The 24964-nt window shown below is 40.7% G+C and carries 20 protein-coding genes; 17 read left to right on the forward strand and 3 right to left on the reverse strand.

The genetic code is table 11. From position 1 onward, the window contains the following. Positions 1–18: 18 nt before the first annotated feature. Together asnB and map are read right to left on the reverse strand one after the other, a co-directional pair. Entirely contained in the window at positions 19–1947 is a 1929-nt protein-coding gene (asnB, locus tag D5018_RS10085; protein WP_121838879.1) for an asparagine synthase (glutamine-hydrolyzing), read from the reverse strand. A 120-nt stretch (positions 1948–2067) separates the two neighbouring features. Then, a complete protein-coding gene (gene map, locus D5018_RS10090) occupies positions 2068–2868 on the reverse strand; it encodes a type I methionyl aminopeptidase (RefSeq protein WP_121838880.1) in 801 nt (266 codons plus the stop codon). A 368-nt stretch (positions 2869–3236) separates the two neighbouring features. Between map and rpsB the strand changes: the two genes are divergently transcribed. From rpsB to tilS, 17 genes are all read left to right on the forward strand, one after another. After that, entirely contained in the window at positions 3237–3962 is a 726-nt protein-coding gene (gene rpsB, locus D5018_RS10095) for a 30S ribosomal protein S2 (RefSeq protein WP_121838881.1), read from the forward strand. A gap of 159 nt (positions 3963–4121) precedes the next feature. Next, positions 4122–4970, forward strand: a complete 849-nt coding sequence (gene tsf, locus D5018_RS10100; protein WP_121838882.1) for a translation elongation factor Ts — start codon at positions 4122–4124, stop codon at positions 4968–4970. 176 nt (positions 4971–5146) lie between these two features. Continuing rightward, on the forward strand, positions 5147–5878 hold the full coding sequence (pyrH, locus tag D5018_RS10105; protein ID WP_121838883.1) for a UMP kinase: 732 nt from the start codon (positions 5147–5149) through the stop codon (positions 5876–5878). A gap of 41 nt (positions 5879–5919) precedes the next feature. Continuing rightward, a complete protein-coding gene (frr, locus tag D5018_RS10110) occupies positions 5920–6477 on the forward strand; it encodes a ribosome recycling factor (protein WP_121838884.1) in 558 nt (185 codons plus the stop codon). Between the two features lie 214 nt (positions 6478–6691). Next, the gene (gene uppS / locus D5018_RS10115; protein WP_121838911.1) at positions 6692–7522 is read left to right on the forward strand and encodes a polyprenyl diphosphate synthase; all 831 of its coding nucleotides are present in this window, start codon (positions 6692–6694) and stop codon (positions 7520–7522) included. Between the two features lie 18 nt (positions 7523–7540). Further along, positions 7541–8395 (forward strand): phosphatidate cytidylyltransferase, encoded by an 855-nt coding sequence (locus D5018_RS10120; protein ID WP_121838885.1) that lies wholly within the window; start codon positions 7541–7543, stop codon positions 8393–8395. A 3-nt stretch (positions 8396–8398) separates the two neighbouring features. After that, positions 8399–9589 (forward strand): 1-deoxy-D-xylulose-5-phosphate reductoisomerase, encoded by a 1191-nt coding sequence (ispC, locus tag D5018_RS10125; RefSeq protein WP_121838886.1) that lies wholly within the window; start codon positions 8399–8401, stop codon positions 9587–9589. Positions 9590–9605: 16 nt separating this feature from the next. Further along, the gene (rseP, locus tag D5018_RS10130) at positions 9606–11000 is read left to right on the forward strand and encodes a sigma E protease regulator RseP (protein ID WP_121838887.1); all 1395 of its coding nucleotides are present in this window, start codon (positions 9606–9608) and stop codon (positions 10998–11000) included. Positions 11001–11096: 96 nt separating this feature from the next. Then, on the forward strand, positions 11097–13568 hold the full coding sequence (bamA, locus tag D5018_RS10135) for an outer membrane protein assembly factor BamA (protein ID WP_121838888.1): 2472 nt from the start codon (positions 11097–11099) through the stop codon (positions 13566–13568). Between the two features lie 204 nt (positions 13569–13772). Then, positions 13773–14222, forward strand: a complete 450-nt coding sequence (locus D5018_RS10140; protein ID WP_165905040.1) for an OmpH/Skp family outer membrane protein — start codon at positions 13773–13775, stop codon at positions 14220–14222. Between the two features lie 111 nt (positions 14223–14333). Continuing rightward, the gene (lpxD, locus tag D5018_RS10145; RefSeq protein ID WP_121838890.1) at positions 14334–15362 is read left to right on the forward strand and encodes a UDP-3-O-(3-hydroxymyristoyl)glucosamine N-acyltransferase; all 1029 of its coding nucleotides are present in this window, start codon (positions 14334–14336) and stop codon (positions 15360–15362) included. 13 nt (positions 15363–15375) lie between these two features. Beyond that, positions 15376–15846: a 3-hydroxyacyl-ACP dehydratase FabZ gene (gene fabZ / locus D5018_RS10150; protein WP_121838891.1), complete on the forward strand. Its 471-nt coding sequence runs from the start codon at positions 15376–15378 to the stop codon at positions 15844–15846. Between the two features lie 2 nt (positions 15847–15848). Then, positions 15849–16619, forward strand: a complete 771-nt coding sequence (lpxA, locus tag D5018_RS10155) for an acyl-ACP--UDP-N-acetylglucosamine O-acyltransferase (protein ID WP_121838892.1) — start codon at positions 15849–15851, stop codon at positions 16617–16619. Between the two features lie 296 nt (positions 16620–16915). Further along, positions 16916–18055 carry a lipid-A-disaccharide synthase gene (lpxB, locus tag D5018_RS10160; protein ID WP_121838893.1) on the forward strand — a complete coding sequence of 380 codons (1140 nt, stop codon included), beginning with the start codon at positions 16916–16918 and terminating at the stop codon, positions 18053–18055. Beyond that, complete coding sequence (rnhB, locus tag D5018_RS10165) at positions 18055–18666, forward strand: ribonuclease HII (protein ID WP_121838894.1); 612 nt, start codon at positions 18055–18057, stop codon at positions 18664–18666. Before lpxB ends, rnhB begins: the two co-directional genes overlap by 1 nt. Before the next feature lie 451 nt (positions 18667–19117). Further along, positions 19118–22594, forward strand: a complete 3477-nt coding sequence (dnaE, locus tag D5018_RS10170) for a DNA polymerase III subunit alpha (protein ID WP_121838895.1) — start codon at positions 19118–19120, stop codon at positions 22592–22594. Then, positions 22594–23937: a tRNA lysidine(34) synthetase TilS gene (tilS, locus tag D5018_RS10175; protein WP_121838896.1), complete on the forward strand. Its 1344-nt coding sequence runs from the start codon at positions 22594–22596 to the stop codon at positions 23935–23937. The genes dnaE and tilS overlap by 1 nt, the downstream gene beginning before the upstream one ends. Before the next feature lie 53 nt (positions 23938–23990). On the opposite strand, the gene D5018_RS10180 is transcribed toward tilS, so the two are convergent. Continuing rightward, entirely contained in the window at positions 23991–24893 is a 903-nt protein-coding gene (locus D5018_RS10180; protein ID WP_121838897.1) for a LysR family transcriptional regulator, read from the reverse strand. Between the last annotated feature and the right edge of the window lie 71 nt (positions 24894–24964).

The following is a 24964-nucleotide window of genomic DNA, read 5'->3' on the forward strand; positions in this document are numbered from 1 at the left end:
ACGGCCTCTAATGAATTCCTAATTCGATAAATTAAATTTATCACCAATGATGATTGTACTAACGGCAATATGCATTTGTATGTCGAGCTGACCTAATTGTGATGGTGTTTTTTTAGTTAGGTTCGCACAAGCCTTTTGAAGTTTGGCGGCATCGAAAAATGGCACTGAATGAATTTTGTCACTGTGTATTGTGTCTAAAAAGAATTCAAGTAGTCTGGGGTTTTGGGATTTTACCGCTGGTGGCGCAAGGAAAGGGTGCTTGTTTCGTTTGTACATTGTATTCGTAAGCCATGGTTTCATGGCTTCACGCAAAAGATATTTTTCTTTTAATCCTCGGATTTTTAAATTCTCAGGCAGCTGAACCAGTAACTCTACGAGTTTATGATCCAAAAAAGGTAAGCGAGCTTCAATTGAATGTGCCATTTCCATTCTGTCGCCCAAATTTGTAAGTAAATAATGAGGAAGTAAGGTTCTAGTCCATGTGTACAAGCTTTGATTGAGTTTGCTTCTCCCTTTGATTGCAGAGTTAAAGTTAAGCTTTTCTATGAAGTCTTCGCAAGGATTTCTCTTGCCAATGTGTGCAAGATAATCTTTTTTTAAGATATCTCTGAAGAAGCTGGGGCCATGAATGAATGCGGCTACCCAGCTAGGGGTAAAACCAAGTTGGTTTTGTAATAAAGGTAAGCTGATTTCATCTTCAGCCATGACTATGCCTTTACTGACGGCATTAGATTGCTTAAGGTGCGCTTCAATTTCTGCTTTTTCGTCTTCACTTAATTCATCGCTATGATATTTCAAATAGTCCTGCCGAAAGCTGGGATAACCGGCTAAGAACTCATCTGCACCTTCACCGGTTAGAACAACTTTGAAGCCTTGTTTTTGAGTTTCTCTACTAAGGATGTATTTGGATACGCCATGGCCATTAAGCACCGCTTTTTCAGAGTTATAAACGGAGTCGGCAAAGTTATCTGCAATGTCATCTGCGGTAACCGGAATGGGAACGAATCGGCTATTTGTATGCTCTGCCATTTCCTTAGCGTAAGGAAACTCATCGTAATCCTTATGATCAAAACTCAGGGTAAGCGCGGTTATTTGTTTTTTTGAAAGATGTTGAGCCATACCCAATATTGAGCATGAATCGATACCGCCACTGAGATAACAAGCGACTGGAACATCGGCCATCAATCTAAGTTTAACTGCTTCTTGAAATTGTTCTGTAACGGCTTCGACAGCTTCTTGCTCACTGATGTTTAGGTTATGACCTTGCGTGGGATAATAAAAATCCCAATACGAAATCAAATCGATAGAGTATGAATGTAACGGTTTTAGTAGGTAATGAGCAGGCTTAACTTCTTTAACTTGCTCAAACAAGGTGGCATCAGGGGTATGAAACATTGTAATTTCAGAAAAGAAAGTATCTTTGTCCCACTTAAGTGGTAAGCCAAGAGCTTTAAATGCTTTTATTTCAGAAGCAAAATAGATATTTACTTCATCTTGATAATAAAAAAGCGGTTTAATGCCAAAACGGTCTCTCCCAGCAAAGACACGATTTTTTTGTCTATCCCAGATGACAAATGCAAACTCACCCCGTAAATGTTCTAGGCAAGCTGTGCCATAGTGCAAATACAGATTAATTAAAATTTCGCTATCACAATGGGTTTTGAAGGTGTAACCCTGTTGCTGTAATTCTTGAGTGATTTTTTGGTAATCGTAAAACTCGCCATTAACGATTGCGACTATGCTTTTATCTTCACTTAGCATCGGTTGATGCCCACCTTTGAGATCAATGATACTCAAACGGGTATGACCTAGAAATACCGAGGTTCCTTTTTCTTGCCAAATGCCGGTTTCATCTGGTCCACGATGATTTAAAGCTGATAAAGCTGTTAATACTTGAGATTCAGAGATGGAACGAGTTAAAGAAAAGGTTGCTAAGATCCCGCACATAAGCACAACTCATTGATTCAACATAGTTGTTTAATGTGGAGTAATAAAGAGAGAAGTTTAAATAACTTGTTGTTATAGCTAATAACAGGGCTCTTTTTGGAAAAGAGCCCTTAATGATCATTACTTATGATTGATTACACGAGGAAAGTCTTCTTCTTCACGAAGCGTCAATACTTCGACACCTGTTTCAGTAACTAATAAAGTGTGTTCCCATTGTGCTGAGTTTTTACCGTCAGCGGTACGAACTGTCCATTTATCTTCAGCATCAAGCACAGAAGTATTACGACCTGCATTAATCATTGGCTCGATGGTGAAACACATACCGGGACGAATTACTGTCTTATCATTATTCTTGTAATGTACTACTTGAGGTTCTTCGTGAAATACCGCACCAATACCATGACCACAATAGTCTTGAACAATTGAATATTTCTCAAGCCCAGTTTTGCTGGCTTTGATGAACTTCTCGATAGTCGTTCCAATTTCACCCAGTTTCATGCCCGGGCGAACTTTACGAATAGCAAGATATAAGCTTTCTTGAGCGATACGACATAAACGTTTGTTCTTAGGGGTTACATCGCCGATTAAGAACATTTTCGAAGTGTCACCATGATAACCGTCGAGAATTACAGTGATGTCTAGGTTAACAATGTCGCCGTCTTTTAAAGGGGTATCATTTGGAATGCCGTGGCATATGACTTCATTGACAGATGTACAGATTGATTTTGGAAACCCATGGTAGTCTAAAGGTGCTGAAATGGCATTTTGTTCTTCAGTATATTTCGCACAAATGTCATTAAGTTCGTTAGTTGTTACGCCTGCTTTGACGTGTGGCTCAATCATTTCAAGGACTTGTGCTGCCAGTTTACCCGCGGCGCGCATTTTTTCAATTTCTTCAGCAGTCTTGATTGTGATACTCATTCAATGATTCTCATATTGTAAATTTAGGGCGTGATAAATTGCATTGTACACCGTAATTATGGTATAAAGCGCGCCGTTACGTTTATTCTGACAGCTTGGGTAGAAAGTTACTCGATAATTTTCAATGATTCTTAGCTGTCGAGCATAGATGTGGCCGCCATTATACATGGCAAAGATACTTATACTCAACGAAGATGAATCTAAGTTAAGTAAAGGTAAATTAACTACTAAATCACACACGTATCGTCACATTTTTCGGGGTGCCTGGAATCAAATTTTGGGTCGAATAAATGGGGTGCGTGGAGGCGTGTTTGAAAACGATTGTCGTTTGGCAAACACTCAACCCCTTTACAATTTAAGGTATTACAATGAAACAAGTTTCAATGCGCGATATGCTAAAGGCCGGTGTACACTTCGGTCACCAAACCCGTTACTGGAACCCTAAGATGAAGCCATTCATCTTCGGTGCTCGCAACGGTGTACACATCATCAACCTAGAGCATACTGTGCCAATGTTCAACGAAGCACTTGCTTTCATTAGCAACATCGCTGCTAAGAAAGGTAAAGTACTATTCGTTGGTACTAAGCGTGCTGCAAGCGAAGCTATCAAAGAAGCTGCAGTTGCTTGTGATCAATTCTACGTTGACCACCGCTGGTTAGGCGGTATGTTGACTAACTGGAAAACAGTTCGTCAATCTATCAAGCGTCTTAAAGAACTTGAAACTCAATCAGTTGACGGTACTTTTGACAAGCTAACCAAGAAAGAAGCGCTAATGCGTACTCGTGAGCTAGAAAAGCTAGAGAAATCTCTTGGTGGTATCAAAAACATGGGGGGCCTACCTGACGTTCTTTTCGTTATCGGTGCTGACCATGAACACATCGCTATCAAAGAAGCTAACAACCTAGGTATCCCAGTTGTTGCTGTTGTTGATACTAACTCTGCTCCAGATGGTGTTAACTACATCGTTCCTGGTAACGACGATGCGATGCGTGCAATCCGTCTTTACACTGAAGCTGCTTCTGAAGCTGCTAAAGCTGGTCGCGGTCAAGACATCGCTGAGCAAGCTGAGCAAGACGGTTTCGTTGAAGCTTAATCGAGATTTTCTCGAAGTGTCATAATGCTTGTTTATTATGATGCGCTAACCAATTGATTAAATTGGTTTCAGGGGCCGATGAGCCCCTGTTCTATACCTGTTGTACTCAAGAATGAGTGTGCAACAACACTGGTCGAATTTTCTATAGAGGATTTAACAATGGCAATTACTGCTGCCCTAGTTAAAGAACTGCGTGATCGTACTGGCGCTGGTATGATGGATTGTAAGAAGGCGCTTACTGAAACTAACGGTGATATCGATCTAGCGATCGAAAACATGCGTAAAAGTGGTGCTGCTAAAGCAGCTAAGAAAGCGGGTAACATCGCTGCAGAAGGTACTATCATCATCAAGCAAGGTGAAGGTTTTGCTGCGCTAGTTGAAGTTAACTGTCAAACTGACTTCGTTGCTAAAGATGGAAGCTTCGTTGCTTTCGCTAACGAAGTCGCTGATGCTGCACTAGCTGAAAAGCTAGACATCGAAGCTCTAAAAGCTAAGTTCGAAGAAACTCGTGTTGCTCTAGTAGCTAAAATCGGCGAGAACATGAACATCCGTCGCGTTGAGTACATCGAAGGTGCTAAGCTTGCTTCTTACCGTCACGGTGAGCGCATTGGTGTAGTTGTTGCTGGTGAAGCTGACGAAGAAACTCTTAAGCATGTTGCTATGCACGTTGCTGCTTCTAAGCCTGAGTTTGTTAACCCAAGTGACGTTCCTGCTGATGTTGTAGAAAAAGAGAAAAATCTACAAGTTGAAATCGCAATGAACGAAGGTAAGCCAGCTGAAATCGCAGAGAAGATGGTTGTTGGTCGTATGAAGAAGTTTACTGGTGAGATCTCTCTTACTGGTCAAGCTTTCATCATGGAGCCTAAGAAATCTGTTGGTGATTTCCTTAAAGAGAAAAATGCTTCTGTTTCTGCATTCGTTCGCCTAGAAGTAGGTGAAGGTATTGAGAAGAAAGAAGAAGATTTTGCTGCAGAAGTTGCTGCACAAATCGAAGCTTCTAAAGCTTAATTCTCAAGCTTGTGGCTAACTTATAGCCAAAATTAAGACCGTGGCCATGCTGCGGTCTTGTTATATCCACACAATTATTTGTGTTAATATTTGATTTGTTTTTAAGATTCAATATCTACAAGTCAAATCTTAACGCAGCTACAATACCTTTAGATGGGTATAAAAGGATAAGAATTATGAGCACCAACCCAAAACCTGCATTTAGACGTATTCTTTTAAAACTGAGTGGTGAAGCCCTAATGGGCGATGAAGGCTTCGGTATCGATCCAAAAGTACTAGACCGTATGGCCCAAGAAATCAAAGAATTAGTGGAGCTTGGCTTACAAGTTGGTGTTGTTATTGGTGGCGGTAACTTGTTCCGTGGTGAAGGTTTAGCTCAAGCAGGCATGAACCGCGTTGTGGGCGACCATATGGGGATGCTTGCTACAGTAATGAATGGCCTTGCGATGCGTGATGCCTTACATCGTGCCTATGTGAATGCTCGTGTAATGTCTGCCATCCCACTAAATGGCGTATGTGATGATTATAACTGGGCTGAAGCTATCAGTTTGCTTAAATCAGGCCGTGTGGTTATTTTCTCTGCTGGTACAGGTAATCCATTCTTTACGACTGATTCAGCAGCTTGTCTTCGTGGCATTGAAATTGAAGCTGAAGTAGTCCTAAAAGGTACTAAAGTTGATGGCGTATATTCTGCCGATCCGATGAAAGATGCTGATGCTGTTAAATATGATGAGTTAAACTACAGCGAAGTTTTAGAAAAAGAATTAAAAGTGATGGATCTTGCTGCCTTTACTTTGGCACGTGATCATGACTTACCTATTTTAGTCTTCAACATGAATAAGCCGGGTGCACTAAGACGTGTTATCATGGGCGAAGAAGAAGGCACATTAATCCACAGTAAAGCTTAAGAATTTCAACATTAAGTCTTATTAAATAAAGGAATCTTATTGTGATTGAAGAGATTAAATCTAGCGCTAAAGAGCGCATGGCGAAATCAGTAGAATCTACTAAAAGTCAAATGGCAAAAGTTCGCAGTGGACGTGCTCACCCAAGCATTCTTGATGCGATTCAGGTTTCTTACTATGGTTCTATGACACCACTTAACCAAGTGGGTAACGTGAGTATCGAAGACGCTCGTACTCTTGCTGTAACCTTGTATGATACAAGCATGATTCAAGCGGTTGAAAAAGCAATTATGTCTTCTGATTTAGGTCTAAACCCTATGTCAGCTGGCACAATTATTCGTATTCCATTGCCTCCATTAACAGAAGAACGTCGTCGTGACTTAGTTAAAGTGGTTCGTGCAGAAGCTGAAAATGGTCGTGTCGCTGTTCGTAACGTTCGTCGTGATGCTAATTCTGAATTCAAAGCGCTTGAGAAAGAAAAAGGCTGCACGGAAGATGATGTTCGTCGTGGTGAAGATGACATTCAAAAGCTAACCGATGCACATATCAAGCAAATCGAAGAAATCTTAACGGCTAAAGAAGCCGAGTTGATGGAAGTTTAATCGACCATTGAATTGTTAAGTGTATAACCGTTTTTGGGTTTGACCTAATAATATATAGTTGGCTGGGTTCACTCTTTGGGTGAAAGACGAGATGGGTTAATCATTTTTAAAGCATTCAATTGATGTTTTTAGGTTTCACAAGATAATTTGTAGAGATTAAACGCCGTGTAGGGGTATACTACACGGCGTTTGTTTTTTTATGGGGTTGCAATTAATGTCGTCCATCAAGGATTTCGAATCGGAGGATGCTGTTGTTGATAAAAGTAACCGGGAGTCGGGAGCCTTACCGCAGCAAATTGTTGAGTTGATCAAGCAGGCTGCTCCTCAGCATGTTGCCATCATTATGGATGGAAATGGTCGCTGGGCACAGGCTAAAGGTCAACCTCGAGTGATGGGGCACAGAGCTGGTGTAAAAGCCGTTCGACGAGCCGTTAGCACTGCTAGAGAAATGGGAATAAAATCCCTAACTTTGTTTGCTTTTTCTAGTGAAAACTGGCGTCGCCCAGAGCAAGAAGTTGGCTTATTAATGGAATTGTTTATTACGGTATTGCAGCGAGAAATCAAATTGCTGCATAAAAATGGCGTAAGACTTAATATCATTGGTGATACGTCACGATTCGCTGAACGCTTGCAAAAACAGATAAAAAAAGCCGAAGAAAAAACCGCTGACAATAACGCTCTCATACTCAATGTTGCTGCCAACTACGGCGGACGTTGGGATATCTTGCAAGCTACCCAAGCCCTTTCTAAAAAGGTTGCTAGCGGTGAGATGACTGCAGACGAAATCACTGAAACGGATATGTTTGATTTGTTGAGCATGTCAGATCAGCCTGAAGTGGATTTAATGATCCGCACCGGAGGCGATTATCGCATCAGTAACTTTATCTTATGGCAAGCTGCGTATGCGGAGTTAGAGTTCATTGACACTCTTTGGCCCGACTTTGATGAAGATGTTTTTCATCGAGCCCTTCTTAGTTTTACCCGCCGTCAACGTCGCTTTGGTTTGACGGGACAACAAATCGACGAGCTTCAAGAGTCATCTTGAGGTTGAGAGGATAGTTTTTTGTTAAAACAACGAATAATAACAGCAGCATGTTTAATCCCCATAGTTTTAGGGGGCTTGTTTTATGCGCCTATTGATGTATTTGCTTGGGCCTTGGTTGCTATTTTTGCTATTGCAGCACACGAGTGGGGCAAGATTATGTCCCCAGACTCTAAAGCCAATCAGTTGAGCTTTACCTTGAGTTTTACTCTGATCCTTGTGGTATTAAATTTATTAATACCAACGAATCAAATTTGGTTTGGCGGACATTTACACCCACTTTATTGGATGATTATCGCTATAGGAGCTACTTGGTGGCTTCTTACTTTGCTACTGGTTTGTACTTACCCAAAAAGCACAAAGATTTTAAACAATTCCATACTCCAAACTGCTTACGGACAATTGATTTTGCTTCCTTGTTACGCTGCTATTGTAACCTTGAAGTCATTAGGAACCATAGGTACTCCTCATCTTGGTGCGGTTTTAGTGCTAATGGTGATGTTGGTTGTATGGGCAGCAGATACCGGAGCTTATTTTGTAGGTAAAGCGTTTGGTAAGCATAAATTGCTACCAAAAGTGAGTCCTGCTAAAACGATTGAAGGTTTATTAGGTGGCTTGGCTACAACCATGATTGTGGTTTGGATTGTAATGACCATTTCACCGGAACAAGAGCTGGGCTTAGTTGCTGCTGTTACGCTTGTTGTCGCGTTAAGTTCAGCACTGGGTGATTTAGTGGAAAGTATGTTTAAACGTATTGCTGGAATCAAAGATTCAGGCAATATTCTTCCTGGTCATGGTGGTGTGCTAGACCGCATTGATAGTCTTACTGCGGCGCTTCCCGTCTTTACCATTATCTATTTAAGCTTCTGGATGTAATTTATGCAGAAAATTGTGGTTCTTGGTGCAACAGGATCGATAGGTACCAATACACTTGATGTCATCGCCCGTAATCCAGATTTATATCAGGCCTATGCGCTAGTGGCTCATCAAAATGTAGATAAGATGCTAGAGCTATGTTTACAGCATAGGCCAGGCATTGCACACATGGTGAATCCAGAAGCCGCTTCTTTATTGCAACAACGTCTTCCTAATGAGCTTAATGTTGAAGTTACTACTGGCGCAGATGTTTTACTTGAGTTAGTTAAACATGACTCAGTAGACACCGTAATGGCAGCCATTGTCGGTGCAGCGGGATTACTACCTACCTTTGAAGCGGTAAAGGCTGGTAAGCGAGTATTGCTGGCGAATAAAGAAGCTTTAGTGATGTCTGGGCGTTTATTTATTGAAGCAGCTAGAGAAACAGGTGCGAAAATTTTGCCTGTTGATAGTGAGCACAATGCTATTTTCCAATGTATGCCTGAGCGAATTCAAACTCATATTGGTCACTGCGATTTAGCAGCTGAGGGCATTTCTCATATCTTGCTTACTGGATCTGGTGGGCCTTTCTTATCCCGTGAAATTAATAGTTTTGATGCTATCACTCCGGAGCAAGCATGTAATCACCCGAATTGGTCAATGGGGCGCAAAATTTCAGTAGATTCTGCCACCATGATGAATAAAGGCTTAGAGTACATTGAAGCTAAATGGTTGTTTAATGCTCGAAATGAGCAGCTAAAAGTTGTGATTCATCCTCAAAGTGTCATACATTCTATGGTTCAATACCGAGATGGCTCTGTGATTGCTCAAATGGGTAAGCCTGATATGCGTACTCCAATTGCTCACTGTATGTCCTATCCACAAAGAATTTCGTCTGGTGTGGAACCTTTAGACTTTTTTAAAGTCGGACAATTAAGCTTTTGTGAGCCTGACTTTGAAAGGTATCCTTGTTTAGGCTTAGCTATCGAGGCATGCCATCAAGGACAAGAAGCTTCTACAATTTTGAACGCGGCTAATGAAGTTGCAGTAGAAGCATTTTTGAATAGTAGAATTAAGTTTACTGATATTGCTAGGGTGAACCAAGGCTGTTTGTCAGCCGTTGTTAACTCTAAGCTTGATAGCATAGAAGATATTGTGGCTTTGGATAAGGAAGCTCGAAGCCGAGCCAACGCCGAATTACAAAAATTGATATAGGAATACGACTTACTCAATGATGGAAATTATACGGAATCTAGGCTTTTTTATTTTGGCGATAGGTATTCTAGTGACCGTTCATGAATACGGACATTTTTGGGTTGCTCGTCGCTGTGGCGTTAAGGTTGAACGTTTCTCAATCGGCTTTGGTAAAGCTTTATGGTCTAAATACGGGAAAGATGGCACCGAATATGTGATAGCCATGATCCCCCTTGGTGGTTACGTCAAAATGCTTGATGAGCGGGTAGAAACTGTACCTGAACATTTACTAGATCAAGCTTTTAATCGAAAAAACGTATGGCAGCGCATTGCTGTTGTTGCTGCAGGGCCAATAGCTAATTTTCTGTTTGCTGTTTTTGCACTGTGGATTATGTTTCTTATCGGTGTTCCATCGATAAAGCCTATTTTTGAAAGTACTATTCCAAATTCACCTGCATCAATTATTCAGCCAAAAGAACCGACTCAAATCCTTGCTGTAAATGGTCATAAAGTTCGAGATTGGGAAGAAGTTAACCTTGAGCTTGTTGGCGCCATAGGCAGTAAAACACTACCAATAACTGTGTCACCTCTTTCATCACAATCTCAATCCAATGCTGATGAACAAGCTGTCATGAAACAGGGAAGAACTTACCAATTAAATACTGAGAATTGGAAGTTTGATCCTGATAAAGAATCTCCAATTACTTCATTAGGTTTACATATTTATCGACCTAAATTTGAACCAATCATAGCCCAAGTGACTCCAAACAGTGCTGCGGAAAAAGCGGGTATACAAAAAGGCGATAAAGTCCTTGGTGTAGATGGAAAGCCTTATAAATCATGGGAAGAGTTTGTTAATTTGGTTCAAAGTTCAGCAAATAAATCGTTAAAAGTTCTGATTGAACGTAATGGTCATTTTATTGAACGAATCTTGGTACCAATGGCTGTTACAAACAATCAAGGTAAAGAAATTGGTCAGATAGGTGTTGCACCAGAACTACCTAAGTGGCCGGAAAACATGCGTATTCAATTAGAGTATGGCATAGTAGGCTCGCTAACCAATGCTGTAGACAAAACATGGCAGTTAACCAGCGTAAGTCTAAAAACGATTGCAAAACTTTTCACAGGTGATGTGTCTGTTAAAAGTTTAAGTGGCCCCATTTCTATTGCTCAAGGTGCAGGTCGAAGTGCTGAGTATGGATTAGTTAGATTTTTAAGTTTCCTCGCATTGATCAGTGTGAGCCTTGGCATCATTAATTTGTTGCCGATACCGGTACTGGATGGTGGACACTTATTGTATTACATAATTGAAGCGGTAACTGGGAAGCCTGTACCTGAAAAAGTGCAGGATATTGGATTCAGGATCGGGGCAGCGCTACTGCTGATGTTAATGAGTGTGGCACTCTTTAACGACTTTTCCCGACTTTCATAGATATCGGCTAGCGTAAACTCTGCCAATGCTTGAACTACGAATATTGGTAATGAGAAATGTAGTTGGTGTAAGGATTTTAAAAACAAGAAGTGGTCTATGAGATTAAATAAACTTTTTGCCTCAATGTTATTAGTGGGCGCGACGTATTCTGGAACAGCCCAAGCGGCTTTTGAACCATTCAAGGTAACCGACATTCAAGTTAATGGCTTACAACGTGTGGCATTAGGTGCAGCGTTACTTAACTTACCTGTGAAGGTAGGGGATACCATTGACGAACTTAAATTGCAGCAAGCAATCAAAGCCCTTTATGCTTCAACAAACTTTGTAAATATCAAGGTTAGCCATGATGGGGGAGTCTTGATTGTTGATGTTAAAGAAAGAGCCACTATTAGTGAAATCACATTTGACGGCAACAAAGACATTAAAGACGAACAGTTGCAAGAAAGCCTAGATAGCTCAGGTGTAAAAGTCGGCGAGTCTCTTGATCGAACCATGCTTTCTGGGATCGAAAAAGGATTGCAAGATTTCTACTATAGCGTTGGTAAATATGGTGCAAAAGTAAAAGCGGAAATTGTAAATTTACCTCGTAACCGTGTCGAACTTCGTTTGAAGTTTACTGAGGGCGATGCAGCAGAAATTCAGCAGATCAACTTTGTTGGAAATACGATTGCTAGTGACGAAGACTTACGTGACAGATTAGAACTTAAAGACTATGTTGCCTGGTGGAACATATTTGGTAAACGTCGTTATCAAAAGCAGAAGCTGCAAGCTGACCTCGAAACCATTAAGGCTTTCTATCAAAACCAAGGTTATATTCGTTTTAAAGAAAACTCTACGCAGGTTGCGATGACACCTGATCGTAAAGGCTTATATATTACGGTTAATATTGATGAAGGTGCTAAATATAAGGTTAAAAAAGTAAACCTGACTGGCGACCTAATGGGGCGAGAAGAGTTACTTGAAGCCTTGTTGCCTATAAAGCCAGGTGATACTTATGATGCCAGTGAAGTCACTTTTACCGAAGAGCTTTATAGTAAATATCTTGGCCGTTTCGGTTACGCTTATCCCGAGGTTAAAACTTTTCCAGAGATAGATGATAAAACCAAGGAAGTGACGTTAAATATTAGTGTGAATCCGGGTAAACGTGTTTATGTTCGCTCTATTAATTTCACTGGAAATACAGTTACTAAAGACGAGGTAATGCGCCGTGAACTTCGTCAAATGGAAGGGGCTTGGTTAAACTCTGCTGCGGTTGACCAATCTAAAGTATTCCTTGATCGTCTTGGTTTCTTTGAAAAAGTTGACGTAGATACTCAGCAAGTTCCAGGTTCTGATGATCTTGTTGATGTTGATTTTAAAGTAAAAGAACAGCCATCAGGATCGTTTAATGCAGGTATAGGTTATGGTTCTGCAACAGGTGTGAGCCTACAGTTTGGTGTTCAACAAAATAACTTTTTGGGGACGGGTAATCAAGCTGGAATTAACATCAATACTAACAAATTCCAAAAGAATATTAGCTTGTCATATACCGACCCTTATTGGACAAAAGATGGCATTAGTTTAGGTGGCAGTATTTTCTGGAATAAGACTGACTTTGGTCGTCAAAATCTAGAAGCTTATAAGAACCAAGCTTATGGTGTTGCACTTAACTCAGGCTTCCCAATTAATGAAGTAAACCGCATCAACTATGGTGCAGCTTACCGTCATAATACCTTGTCTGAGTTAAGAAGTAATCAGCAAACTCAGCGCTTCTTCGACATCTATCGTGATGGTGATAACGACGACTTAAGTTTTGATAACTTTGAGTTGAGTTTAGGTTGGTTTAGAAATACGTTAAACCGAGGTACGTTCCCTACTAGTGGTTCTCAGCAACGCTTAAATGGTGAAATGACTGTACCTGGTTCTGATGTTCAGTATTTCAAATTGGATTTTGATACCAGTTTCTACTTCCCGCTAACCAGAAGCCATAACTTTGTCTTCCTTGCTCGTGCTCGAGCAGGTTACGGAAATGGTTATGGTAAAACTGGAAAGAATGACAACATCTTGCCTTTCTGGGAAAACTATTATTCAGGTGGCAATACCACATTACGTGGCTTTGAATCCAATACCGTTGGTCCTCGCTCATTTGTTGTGACACGCGGTACAGAGCCTTGTCCAAGTCCGATTGGTGGTGGTTGTGGTATTCCTACGGATATTAACCAAATTCAAGTGACCAATGGGCGTTCGATTGGTGGTAACGCGATAGCAACGGCCAGTTTGGAAATGATTTTCCCAATTCCATTCCTAGATGAAGCTTATAGTAATTCGGTTCGTTCATCTCTTTTCGTGGATGCCGGTAGTGTTTGGGATACAGAGTTTGATTATGATTCTTACCGTACTCTTCCTGAAGATGAATTTAAGAAAATTGCCGATTACAGCGACCCAAGCCGCTTTCGTGCATCATATGGTTTAAGTGTTCAGTGGTTATCACCAATGGGACCAATGATTTTTAGCTTAGCTCGACCAATAAAATCTTATGAAGATGACGATACTGAGGTGTTTTCATTTAACATTGGCCGAACTTTCTAGTTAGATTTAGCATTAACCATTCAAATCAATAAAATGGTTTAATGCTGAACGCTAATAAAAAAGATGATGCATTTTATCGAAAACAAGGTTTATACTCGACAAACCAATTTTAAAATCAAATGATTAAGAGAGAACAAGGAGTAAATTTTGAAAAATACGGTAACTAAGGCGTTATTGACGTTAGCCTTAATTGGCGCCCCTTTGATGGCTCAAGCTGAAAAAATTGCAATTGTTGATATGGGCGCAGTGTTTGAACAGTTGCCGCAACGTGAGCAAGTCGCAAAAGCCTTGCAATCAGAATTTGCTGATCGTGAAGCTGCTCTTAAAAAGAAACAACAAGAACTTCGTGGGCTTTTAGAAAAGCAACAACGTGATGCAGCTATCATGAGCAAAGATCAGCAAACTGAACTGCAACGTAAAATGGAGTCAATTCGCTCTGAGCTTCAGTTAAAAGGTAAAGCGCTTCAAGAAGACTTTCGTCGTCGTAGCGGCGAAGAGCAAAACAAATTACTTTCTAAAGTTCAAAAAGCCATTGACGCTTTAGCTAAGAAAGAAAAGTATGATCTTGTTCTTCCACGTAACGCTGTTATTTATTTGAAGCCAACAGCTGATATCAGCAGCAAGGTTGTTGAAGCGGTAAGCAAAAGTAAGTAATAGCATTGCAGCAAGTTTTGGAATTACTCGGATAATTCTGTAAACTTGCGCCTTATTCTAAAATCTTTTGTTCCTTGTTATAAAGGAATGAAATAAATGGAATTGGTATAAATGCAATCCATATCTCTAAAAGAGCTGGCTACTCGTCTTGATGGTGAAGTTCAAGGAAATGGCGATACTGTAATCAACAGTGTTGCAACCCTTGAAGCAGCGCAAGCAGGCCAGCTTTCTTTTTTAGCCAATCCTAAATATCGCAGTCAGCTAGAGTCAACCCAAGCTGAAGCAATCTTGCTATCAAGCAAAATGCAGAGTGAATATTCGGGAACGGCCATTTTTGTAAAAGATCCTTATGTTGCCTTTGCTCGAGTTGCACAGTGGTTAGATACCACTCCTAAAGCGGCAGATAGCATTCACCCAAGTGCACAAATTCATGCATCTGCTCAGCTAGGTGAAGGGGTAACTGTTGGTGCTAATGCGGTCATCGATGCTAATGTTATTCTGGGTGATAATGTAGAAATTGGGGCTGGAACCGTCGTCGGGCAAGGTTCTATTATTGGTTCAAATACGCGTATTTGGGCAAATGTGACTATTTATCACAGAATCACAATTGGTCAGCAATGTATTATCCATTCTGGTACTATTATCGGATCAGATGGGTTCGGCTATGCAAATGATGCCGGTAAGTGGGTTAAGATTCCGCAAACGGGCAGTGTTCGTATTGGTGATAACGTTGAAATTGGTGCCAGTACGACCATTGACCGTGGGGCATTAGATGACACGATTATCGAAGACGGTGTTATTTTAGACAACCAAATTCAAGTTGCTCATAACGCTGTAATCGGTGCTCATACTGCAATTGCAGGTAATACAACTTTAGCAGGAAGCTGCACCATAGGTAAGCATTGTATCATTGGTGGAAATTGTGCTGTTGCTGGGCATTTATCTATTGCGGACGGTACTCATGTAACTGGTAGTACAAATATTACCAGTGTTGTGCGCGAGAGAAGCATCATGTCTTCAGCTACCATTGCGATGCCAAACAAACAATGGCGTAAAAATACGGTTCGCTTCAGACAGTTGGATGAATTGTTCCAGCGAGTGAAGACGTTAGAAAAAGCCGCAGAATCAAAAGAAATTTAGAGGAAACGTATTCGTGTCAAATGAAATGAATACTATGGATATTCACGAGATCATTAAGTTTTTGCCTCACCGTTATCCATTTTTATTAGTAGATCGCGTTTTGAATTACACGATTGGTGAAAATAGCACCGGTGAGTTGCACGGTTTAAAAAATGTAACTGTAAATGAGCCTTTTTTTCAAGGACATTTCCCTGTAAAGCCAGTAATGCCGGGGGTATTATTGCTTGAAGGTATGGCACAAGCTTGTGGTTTATTAGCGTTCAAAACAATGAGCGATGAACCTCCTGGTGATAATGTACTTTTTTACTTTGCTGGTATAGACAAAGTTCGCTTTAAGCGTATTGTCGAACCAGGAGATCAAATTAATTATCACGTTAAAATGATTAAAGAGCGTCGTGGGATTGGCGTTTTCCAAGCAGAAGCTAGAGTGGATGGCGAGTTGGCGTGTTCAGCTGAAATTATGTGTGCCCGCAGAGAGATCTAATTGTGATTGATAAGTTAGCGTTCGTTCATCCAGATGCAAAAATTGGAAAAAATGTCACCATAGGACCATGGAGCTATATTGGCGAAGGTGTCGAAATCGGCGACGATACATGGTTAAGCTCTCATGTTGTGGTTAAAGGCCCTACTGTCATTGGTAAAGGCAATCGTATTTTCCAATTTGCATCAGTAGGTGAGGGTTGTCAAGACAAAAAGTTTGCAGGTGAAGATACTCGTTTGATTATTGGTGATAACAATATCATCCGTGAGTTTGTGAGTATTCACCGTGGAACCGTTCAGGACAATAGTGAAACTCTTATTGGTTCTAATAACTTGTTTATGAACAATGTTCACATCGCTCACGACTGTGTCGTTGGAGACAACGTTATTCTTGCTAGTAATGCTATGATTGCAGGACATGTTCATGTCGGTGATTGGGCAATTCTTGGTGGTATGACTGGAGTACACCAATTTGTGCATATTGGCGCTCATGCATTTACTGCTGGGGCATCCTTGATTTTGCAAGACGTTCCGCCATTTGTAATGGCATCTGGTTCTCCGGCTATTCCAAGAGGCTTGAACCGTGAAGGCTTAAAACGTCGCGGTTTTTCTAAAGAAAGCCAGCAAGCTGTAATGCAAGCATACAAAGCCTTTTACCGTAATAACTTAACGGTAGAAGAAGCAATTGAATCTTTACAACAAGATGCAGAAGACTGCGCAGAGGTGAAGCATTTAATTGATTTTGTCTTAAACTCAAGTCGTGGCATTATACGCTAAGGTTTAATGTTTACTTATTAAGGCCTCTTTTGAGGCCTTTTTATATGAACCTAAAAAAAGCAGTTGAACGAAATTTCAATTTAACTGGTTGATATATTTAAATATAAAATAACAAGTTACGGTTTTATGAGTTGGTTGAATATTAAATATTCATATACTTGCTAAAATCGTCATTAGCTTCGTTATAGATTTCATAGGTAGGAAAGCTACCTATTTCAATCCAAGCCTTGCTACTGACAATTTTTTCTGCGTATATGAACGTCATCAACCACTTTTTCTAGGTTAAGAATGGATTTATGACGCAAAAAAAAGCTCCAACCTTTGCCATTGTTGTCGGTGAGGTTTCAGGTGATATTCTTGGGGAAGGTTTAGTTAAATCCCTGCAGCAACGGTACCCCAATGCCCGTTTTGTCGGTATAGGTGGCCCAAGAATGGAAGCTCTTGGTTTTGAGTCTTTGTTTGCTATGGAAGAGTTAGCGGTAATGGGACTGGTTGAAGTGCTCTCACGTTTACCTCGCTTACTCAAAGTTCGACGTGAATTGATTAAAGAAATTACAGCAATTCAGCCTGATTGTTTTATCGGTATTGATGCGCCAGATTTTAATATCGGTCTTGAGTTAAAGTTAAAGCAACGAGACATTAAAACCATTCATTATGTTAGTCCGTCAGTGTGGGCGTGGCGTCCTAAGCGTATCTTCAAAATTGATAAAGCGACTGATATGGTGCTTTCTTTATTGCCTTTTGAAAAAGCGTTTTATGACAAGCATCAAGTGCCATGTACTTTTGTGGGTCATACGTTAGCCGATGATATTCCTCTTGAAAGCGATAAATTAGCTGCCAGAGCCGAACTTGGACTCGAACCAGAATCTGAATATTTAGCTATTTTACCTGGAAGCCGAGGAGGGGAGCTTAAGCAGCTAGCTGAGCCTTTTGTTAGAGCGGCAGCATTACTTAAGCAAAAGTATCCGGATTTAAAGTTTGTAACTCCTTTGGTAAACGACAAACGCAAACAGCAATATATCGATGCTTTAAAGCAATTTGCTCCCGATTTAGAGATTAATCTTGTTGAAGGGCAGTCTCGTACCGTAATGGCGGCGGCAGACTGTATTCTACTGGCATCTGGTACTGCGACCTTAGAAGCGATGCTGGTGAAACGTCCCATGGTTGTAGCCTATCGAGTCAGCCCTATCACCTACAAAATCGCTAAGCGAATGATGCAGATTGAACACTATTCTTTACCTAATTTATTGGCAGCAGAAGAAGTGGTTAAAGAGTTAATCCAAAGTGACTGTACTCCTGAAAAAATTGCTGAAGCGGTATCAGTACAATTGGATGGCGACTTTGCACCTTTAAAACATAAGTTCACAGAAATTCATAAGTCCATTGCTTGTAATGCCAGTGAAAGAGCTGCTGATGCTGTAGAGGCGCTAATCTAATGACTGTATTTAAAGGTATTACCGAAGAGCAACTTCTTGAACTTACTCAGGGTCTACATGCTGGTGTTGACGAAGTAGGACGTGGACCTCTTGTGGGTGATGTCGTTACTGCAGCAGTGATACTCGATCCTAAGAATCCAATCGAAGGCTTACATGATTCTAAAAAGCTCTCTGAAAAAAAGCGTGATGCGCTTTATGAGCAAATCTTGGATAAATCCTTAGCCGTAAGTGTTGGTCGAGCTTCGCCTCAAGAGATAGATGAAATCAATATTCTTCAAGCAACCATGGTAGCTATGCAGCGAGCTGTAGTTGGGTTATCAATAACCCCTGATACTGTGTTGATTGATGGTAATAGAGTGCCTGAATTACCGATGGTAGGGCATGCTATAGTAAAAGGCGATGGTTTGATTGAAGCAATTAGTGCGGCTTCTATCGTAGCAAAAGTCGTTCGCGACCGAGAAATGTTTGAGTTAGACAAAAAGCATCCAGAGTATGGATTTGCCGCTCATAAAGGGTATCCAACAAAAGCACACATGGAAGCCTTGTCCGTCCATGGAGTGTTGCCAGAGCATAGAAGAAGCTTTAAACCTGTGCGGGAATTGATTGCTTAGTTTGTTCTGTAGGCTTAATCAGCGTTAACGTTCTGCTGCTACGATTAATATGGTGATGAGCTTTGCAACAACTGCACACTACTCGATATTGATTGTAATGAATTAGCTTTTCAAGAAGCTTTCTTTTTGCTCTGAACATTGTTTGTTGCGTGCCACAGTTTAAACACGTTAAATTAGTATAAATCATAGCCTTCCCCTCAAATGATTTACAAAGATTTAAACAGGTAAGCTATTGATAAGCAATCAAAAAATTAATAGTAAAAACTCTAAGTTTGTTAAAAAGTAAGAAAGATAAAAATGTTAATAGCTGCTAAATTAAAACTTTAGAATGAAAACTCTTTTCTAAGTCATTGTTCTCAATAACCGCTTTTGTTGTGACTTAGATCAACGAATGTCATAAAACTGACACTCAATTATTTTTAAAAGTTATATCTATATAAGAAATTAATATATGCCAGAGCCTCGTTTCGTTCACCTTCGTGTCCACAGTGATTTTTCAATGTCAGATGGTGTAGCTAAGGTTAAACCTATTCTAGCTCGTGCTGATGAGCTGGAAATGCCAGCCATTGCATTAACAGACCAAAACAACTTGTGTGGGTTAGTTAAGTTCTATGGCGGTTGTCATGGTGCTGGCATAAAGCCAATAATCGGTGCTGATTTTTGGATGCAAGTGCCTGATATTGATGAGTTATGTGCTGTTACAGTGTTGGCGATGGATAACGATGGTTACCAGAATCTGACTCAATTGATCAGTCAAGCCTATTTACGTGGAGAGTTCAAAGGAAAGACAGTCATAGATCAAGAATGGCTAGTGAAATATAACGCTGGTATTATTTTGTTATCAGGTGGTAAAGATGGCGACGTTGGTCAAGCTCTGCTTAAAGGTAATCAAGCTCAAGTTGAAGCGTTGATAGAGTTTTATCGTACTCATTTTCATAATCGTTATTACCTAGAACTGTTAAGAACGGGTCGTCCAGACGAAGAGCGTTATTTGCATATGGCAGTTGAGCTTGGATTACAAGTCGATTTACCTGTTGTGGCGACTAACCAAGTGGTATTTCTTGAAAAAGATGATTTTGATTCCCACGAAATCAGAGTTGCTATCCATGACGGTTATACCTTAGCTGATACAAGACGTCCTAAAAAATACAGTGAGCAGCAATATCTTCGCACCGAAGATGAAATGTGTGAGCTGTTTGCCGATATTCCAGAAGCGCTTCAAAATTCTGTAGAAATTGCCAAGCGTTGTAATGTCACAGTTCGTCTTGGTGAGTACTTTCTTCCAAACTTCCCAACAGGCGATATGTCGATTGAAGACTTCTTAGTTGCCAAATCAGAAGAAGGACTTGAGGAGCGGCTTCAGTTTTTATTCCCTGATGAAGAAGAGCGAAAAGAAAAGCGAAAAGAGTACGATGAACGTTTGGATATTGAGCTAAAAGTTGTAAACCAAATGGGATTCCCTGGTTACTTCCTTATCGTTATGGAATTCATTCAATGGGGGAAAGATCATGGCATTCCAGTCGGTCCCGGTCGAGGTTCTGGTGCGGGCTCTTTAGTGGCTTATGCGTTAAAAATTACTGACCTTGACCCTCTTGAATTTGACTTGCTGTTCGAACGTTTCTTGAACCCTGAACGTGTATCTATGCCGGATTTCGATATCGACTTTTGCATGGATAGACGAGATGAAGTAATTGATCACGTTGCTGAGCTTTACGGTCGTGATGCGGTTTCGCAGATCATCACTTTCGGAACCATGGCGGCTAAAGCGGTAATTCGAGATGTAGGTCGTGTTCTAGGTCATCCGTATGGTTTCGTTGACCGAATATCAAAAATGGTTCCAGCAGAGCCTGGGATGACGTTAGCAAAAGCCTTTGAAGTAGAGCCTGGCTTGCCTGAAGCTTATGATGCCGATGAAGAAGTACGCGATCTTATTGATATGTGTCGCAAGCTTGAAGGTGTGACCCGAAATGCGGGTAAACATGCGGGTGGTGTGGTTATTTCACCAACAACCATTACTGATTTCGCACCTCTTTATTGTGATTCTGAGGGTAAAAACCCCGTTACTCAATTTGATAAGAATGACGTTGAAACTGCTGGGCTGGTTAAGTTTGACTTCTTGGGGTTAAGAACCTTAACCATTGTCGATTGGGCATTGGAAATGGTGAATCGTCGCCAAGCTAAAAATGGGTTAGAACCCGTTAATATTGATGCTATCCCTCTTGATGATCCCAAGTCATTTAAGCTTCTTCAACGTTACGAAACCACAGCTGTATTCCAGTTGGAATCCCGCGGTATGAAAGATCTGATCAAGCGGCTACAACCAGACTGCTTTGAAGATATGATCGCATTAGTAGCCTTGTTCCGTCCCGGCCCTTTGCAATCGGGCATGGTAGATAACTTTATTGAACGTAAGCATGGTCGTGAAGAAGTTTCTTACCCCGATCAACAATGGCAGCATGAATCGTTAAAACCGATTCTAGAACCAACTTACGGCATTATTCTGTACCAAGAGCAAGTGATGCAGATCGCGCAGGTGCTAGCAGGTTATACCCTAGGTGGCGCAGATATGTTGCGTCGTGCAATGGGTAAGAAAAAGCCAGAAGAAATGGCAAAGCAGCGCGGTACCTTTAAAGAAGGGGCTATCAATAATGGTGTAGATGGTGAACTTTCCATGAAAATCTTTGATTTGGTGGAAAAATTTGCTGGTTATGGATTTAACAAGTCTCACTCAGCGGCTTACGCTTTGGTTTCTTATCAAACCTTGTGGTTAAAAACTCATTATCCATCAGAGTTTATGGCGGCGGTAATGTCGGCTGATATGGATAACACAGATAAAGTGGTTACTCTGGTGGATGAATGTGAACGCATGGGACTGCCATTACTTCCACCTGATGTGAATAAAGGCTTATACAAGTTTACGGTCGATGATGAACAAAACATTGTTTATGGCATTGGTGCCATTAAAGGTGTGGGTGAGGGACCTGTAGAGTCCATCATCGAAGCGCGTGAGCAAGGTGGCCCATTTAAAGATTTATTCGATTTTTGTGCTCGTATTGACTTGAAGAAACTTAATCGCCGTGTCATTGAAAAACTGATTTGTGCAGGCGCGTTAGATAATTTAGGCCCGCATCGTGCGTCTATGATGGAAACGTTGCCAGAAGCGATAAAGGCCGCTGATCAACATTCTAAAGCGGCGGCTATCGGTCAAGGTGATATGTTTGGTTTACTTAATACCGAACCTGATGACGTTAAACAGCAGTTTGTTGATTGTACGCCGTGGCCAGATAAAATTTGGCTAGAAGGTGAGCGAGATACGTTAGGTTTGTATTTGACTGGTCACCCAATCAATCAGTACCTAAAAGAGCTTAAGTACTATACCAATGGTCGATTGAAAGACACTCATCCAACTGGGCGAGGCAAAACCGTGAAGATTGCAGGTCTTGTGATCGCCAGTCGAGTGATGATGACCAAGCGTGGCTCAAAAATGGGCTTAGTGACCTTGGATGATAAAAGTGGTCGCTTGGAAGTCATGTTTTTCACCGATGCCTTTGAAAAGTTTCAGCACTTGATTGAAAAAGACCGTGTGCTCATCTGTGAAGGTGAAGTCAGTGTTGATGATTTCTCTGGTGGTAATCGCATGACCGCTCGTAATGTTGTCGATATCAGTGATGCCAGAAGTCACTATGCAAAAGCGGTAGAAATTGACATGGCAGGTGAAGAGATTTCAAATTCTTTACTTGAATCGTTTCAAGAAACACTCTCGCCATGGCGGGAGAATGGTAAGGTGCCGATTGTCATTAACTATCATTTGCCAGAGGCAAAAGGGCAATTAACCTTGGGTGAAAACTGGCGTATAAATCCCACAGACGAGTTGTTACTGTCACTGCAAACCATGATAGGGCCCGATAAAGTCAGGATGATGTTTTAATGGCCTTGAAAACTTATATTGAAGAAGTTTGGCAAACATTACAGTCTTTTTCTGGGTTAGAGAATAGATCACTTGTTTTAGGCTACAGTGGCGGTGTCGACTCTGAAGTACTGGCGTTTTTGTTAAGTCAGCTCAAACAGAGTCAGCCGCAGTTATCGGTAAAATTGGTCTACATAAATCATGGCTTAAGCTGTTTTGCAGATGACTGGCAGAAACATTGTGAGCAACGGGCAATACAATATCAGCTTCCTTTTGTTGCTAAATCTGTAAAGGTAAAGCAAGGTTCGCGTTTGAGTTTAGAGGCTGAGGCGAGAAAAGCACGATACCAAGCTTTATTAGAAGAAATGCATTCTGGCGACATATTGCTAACAGCTCACCATCAAGATGATCAGCTAGAAACCTTATTACTTGCGCTTAAACGTGGACAAGGGCCAAAGGGATTATCGGGAATGGCCCCTGTTCAAGTTATCGAGAAAGAAGTCATTCAATATCGCCCTCTACTAAATTTAAGTAAATCAGCGATTCAAGAGTTGGCTCAGCAACACAAAATTTCCCATATTGAAGATGACAGTAATCAAGACGACAGTTTTGATCGTAATTTTCTTCGCTTAAACATTATCCCAGCTTTAAAAAAACGTTGGACATCAATAGCGACAACTGGAAGTAGAACAGCTGAACTGTGTGGAGAGCAACAGGCTCTGTTAGATGAAGTGGTAGGGGAAAAGCTCACTTCGTATTTAGCTGACTCTCCTTATGCCGAAAAAGTATTAACCTTAGCCGGGTTTAATGAACTATCGAGGCCTTGGCAGCGCCAGATTTTTCGAGCGTTTATTGCTTTTATAAAGTTGCCAATTCCTTCCAGAGTTCAACTGGATGAGATTCTTGACCAAGTGTTAAATGCAAAATCAGATGCAAGTGTTGAACTGAATGTCTCTGGTTTGACTATTCGCCGATATCAAGGACAAGTCTTTGCTTTTGCTTCAGCGCAGCTAGATAACAAATTGCCTCAATCGATAGTTCTAGGTACTCAGGCAGAGTTAGCCGAGAAAGATTATCAAGTAGCCTTAGCTGATGGCCGCGTGTTGCAATTATCTGAAATTTTGAATCAGGTTCAACTATCTGAATCGGCACCTCTCAGTATTCGCTTCAACTTAGCTGGTAGTACCCAATGTCACCCTCATTTCCGGCACAAATCAAGAGCATTAAAAAAGTTATGGCAGGAGCTTAAAGTACCACCTTGGGAACGAGCAAAAGTGCCTATGTTGTTTATAAATGGAAAGTTTGTAAGTGCTGTTAACCTATGGATTGAAAAGGACTATTTCAAGGTTGGTGTTGTAGAGTAATAAAGAATCATTCTAGATTGCCTTTGCCTCAGTATGAGTTTGGATAAGCTAAATTAACCCCAGTCAGGAGTATCTGTTTTAAATTTTGTTTTCAAAAACTCTATGAATGCGACCACTTTAAGAGGTAGATGTTCACGGTTGGGATAAACTACGTTAATAGTATGTTTTGGCAAGCTATATTCATCTAATACTGATACCAAGCTACCGTTCTTCAATTCATTTTCGATGATAAAAAGTGGCATATTTCCAATACCTACATCTTGAAGCAACGCTTCTTTCAATGCCTCGCTATTATTGACCTGATAAGTGCCTGTAGGCTTTACTGAGTATACTTCTTTGTCTTTCATAAATGTCCATTCAAACCCAGCACGAAAATAAGAATAAAATAAGCAATTATGATTTTCTAATTCACTTGGCGTCCTTGGTAACCCACACTTTTTTACATACTCTGGAGAAGCACATAAAACACTATTGCAAGGTGCAAGACGCTGAGCAATTAACGAGTTATCGGGTAAATTTCCAATCCTGATACCAACATCAATACCTTCATCAACGTAATCGGTCATCCTGTCATCAAGCGATAACTCCACCTCTATATCTGGTTGTTGATTTAAAAACTCGGGCATGACTTTGGCTAGGTGAAGCCGCCCAAATGACATGGGTGCATTTATTCTTAATTTTCCTGTTGGTTTTTGTTTCAGATTTTGAAGAGCTTCGGAACCTTGCTGAGTAAGGTTGAATGCCTTGTTTGCAAATTCAAAATAAACTTCTCCCATTTCTGTCAAAGTTAAACTGCGAGTCGTTCGATTAAAAAGCCTAGCATCTAGGTTTTGTTCTAATTGGTTAATACGTTTGCTAACCGCCGAAGTTGTGATTTTTAATTCAACTGCAGCCTTTGAAAATGATCCTCGTTTTACAACGGTGACAAAAATGGGGATAGCAGATAGGTTATTCATTTATTTTATTGTTAACTTATTCTCAACTATAAGTTTCCTTAATTGAGCTTTATTCGTCAATCAATTTATTT

Source organism: Parashewanella curva (genome assembly GCF_003675895.1).
GTDB lineage: Bacteria > Pseudomonadota > Gammaproteobacteria > Enterobacterales > Shewanellaceae > Parashewanella > Parashewanella curva.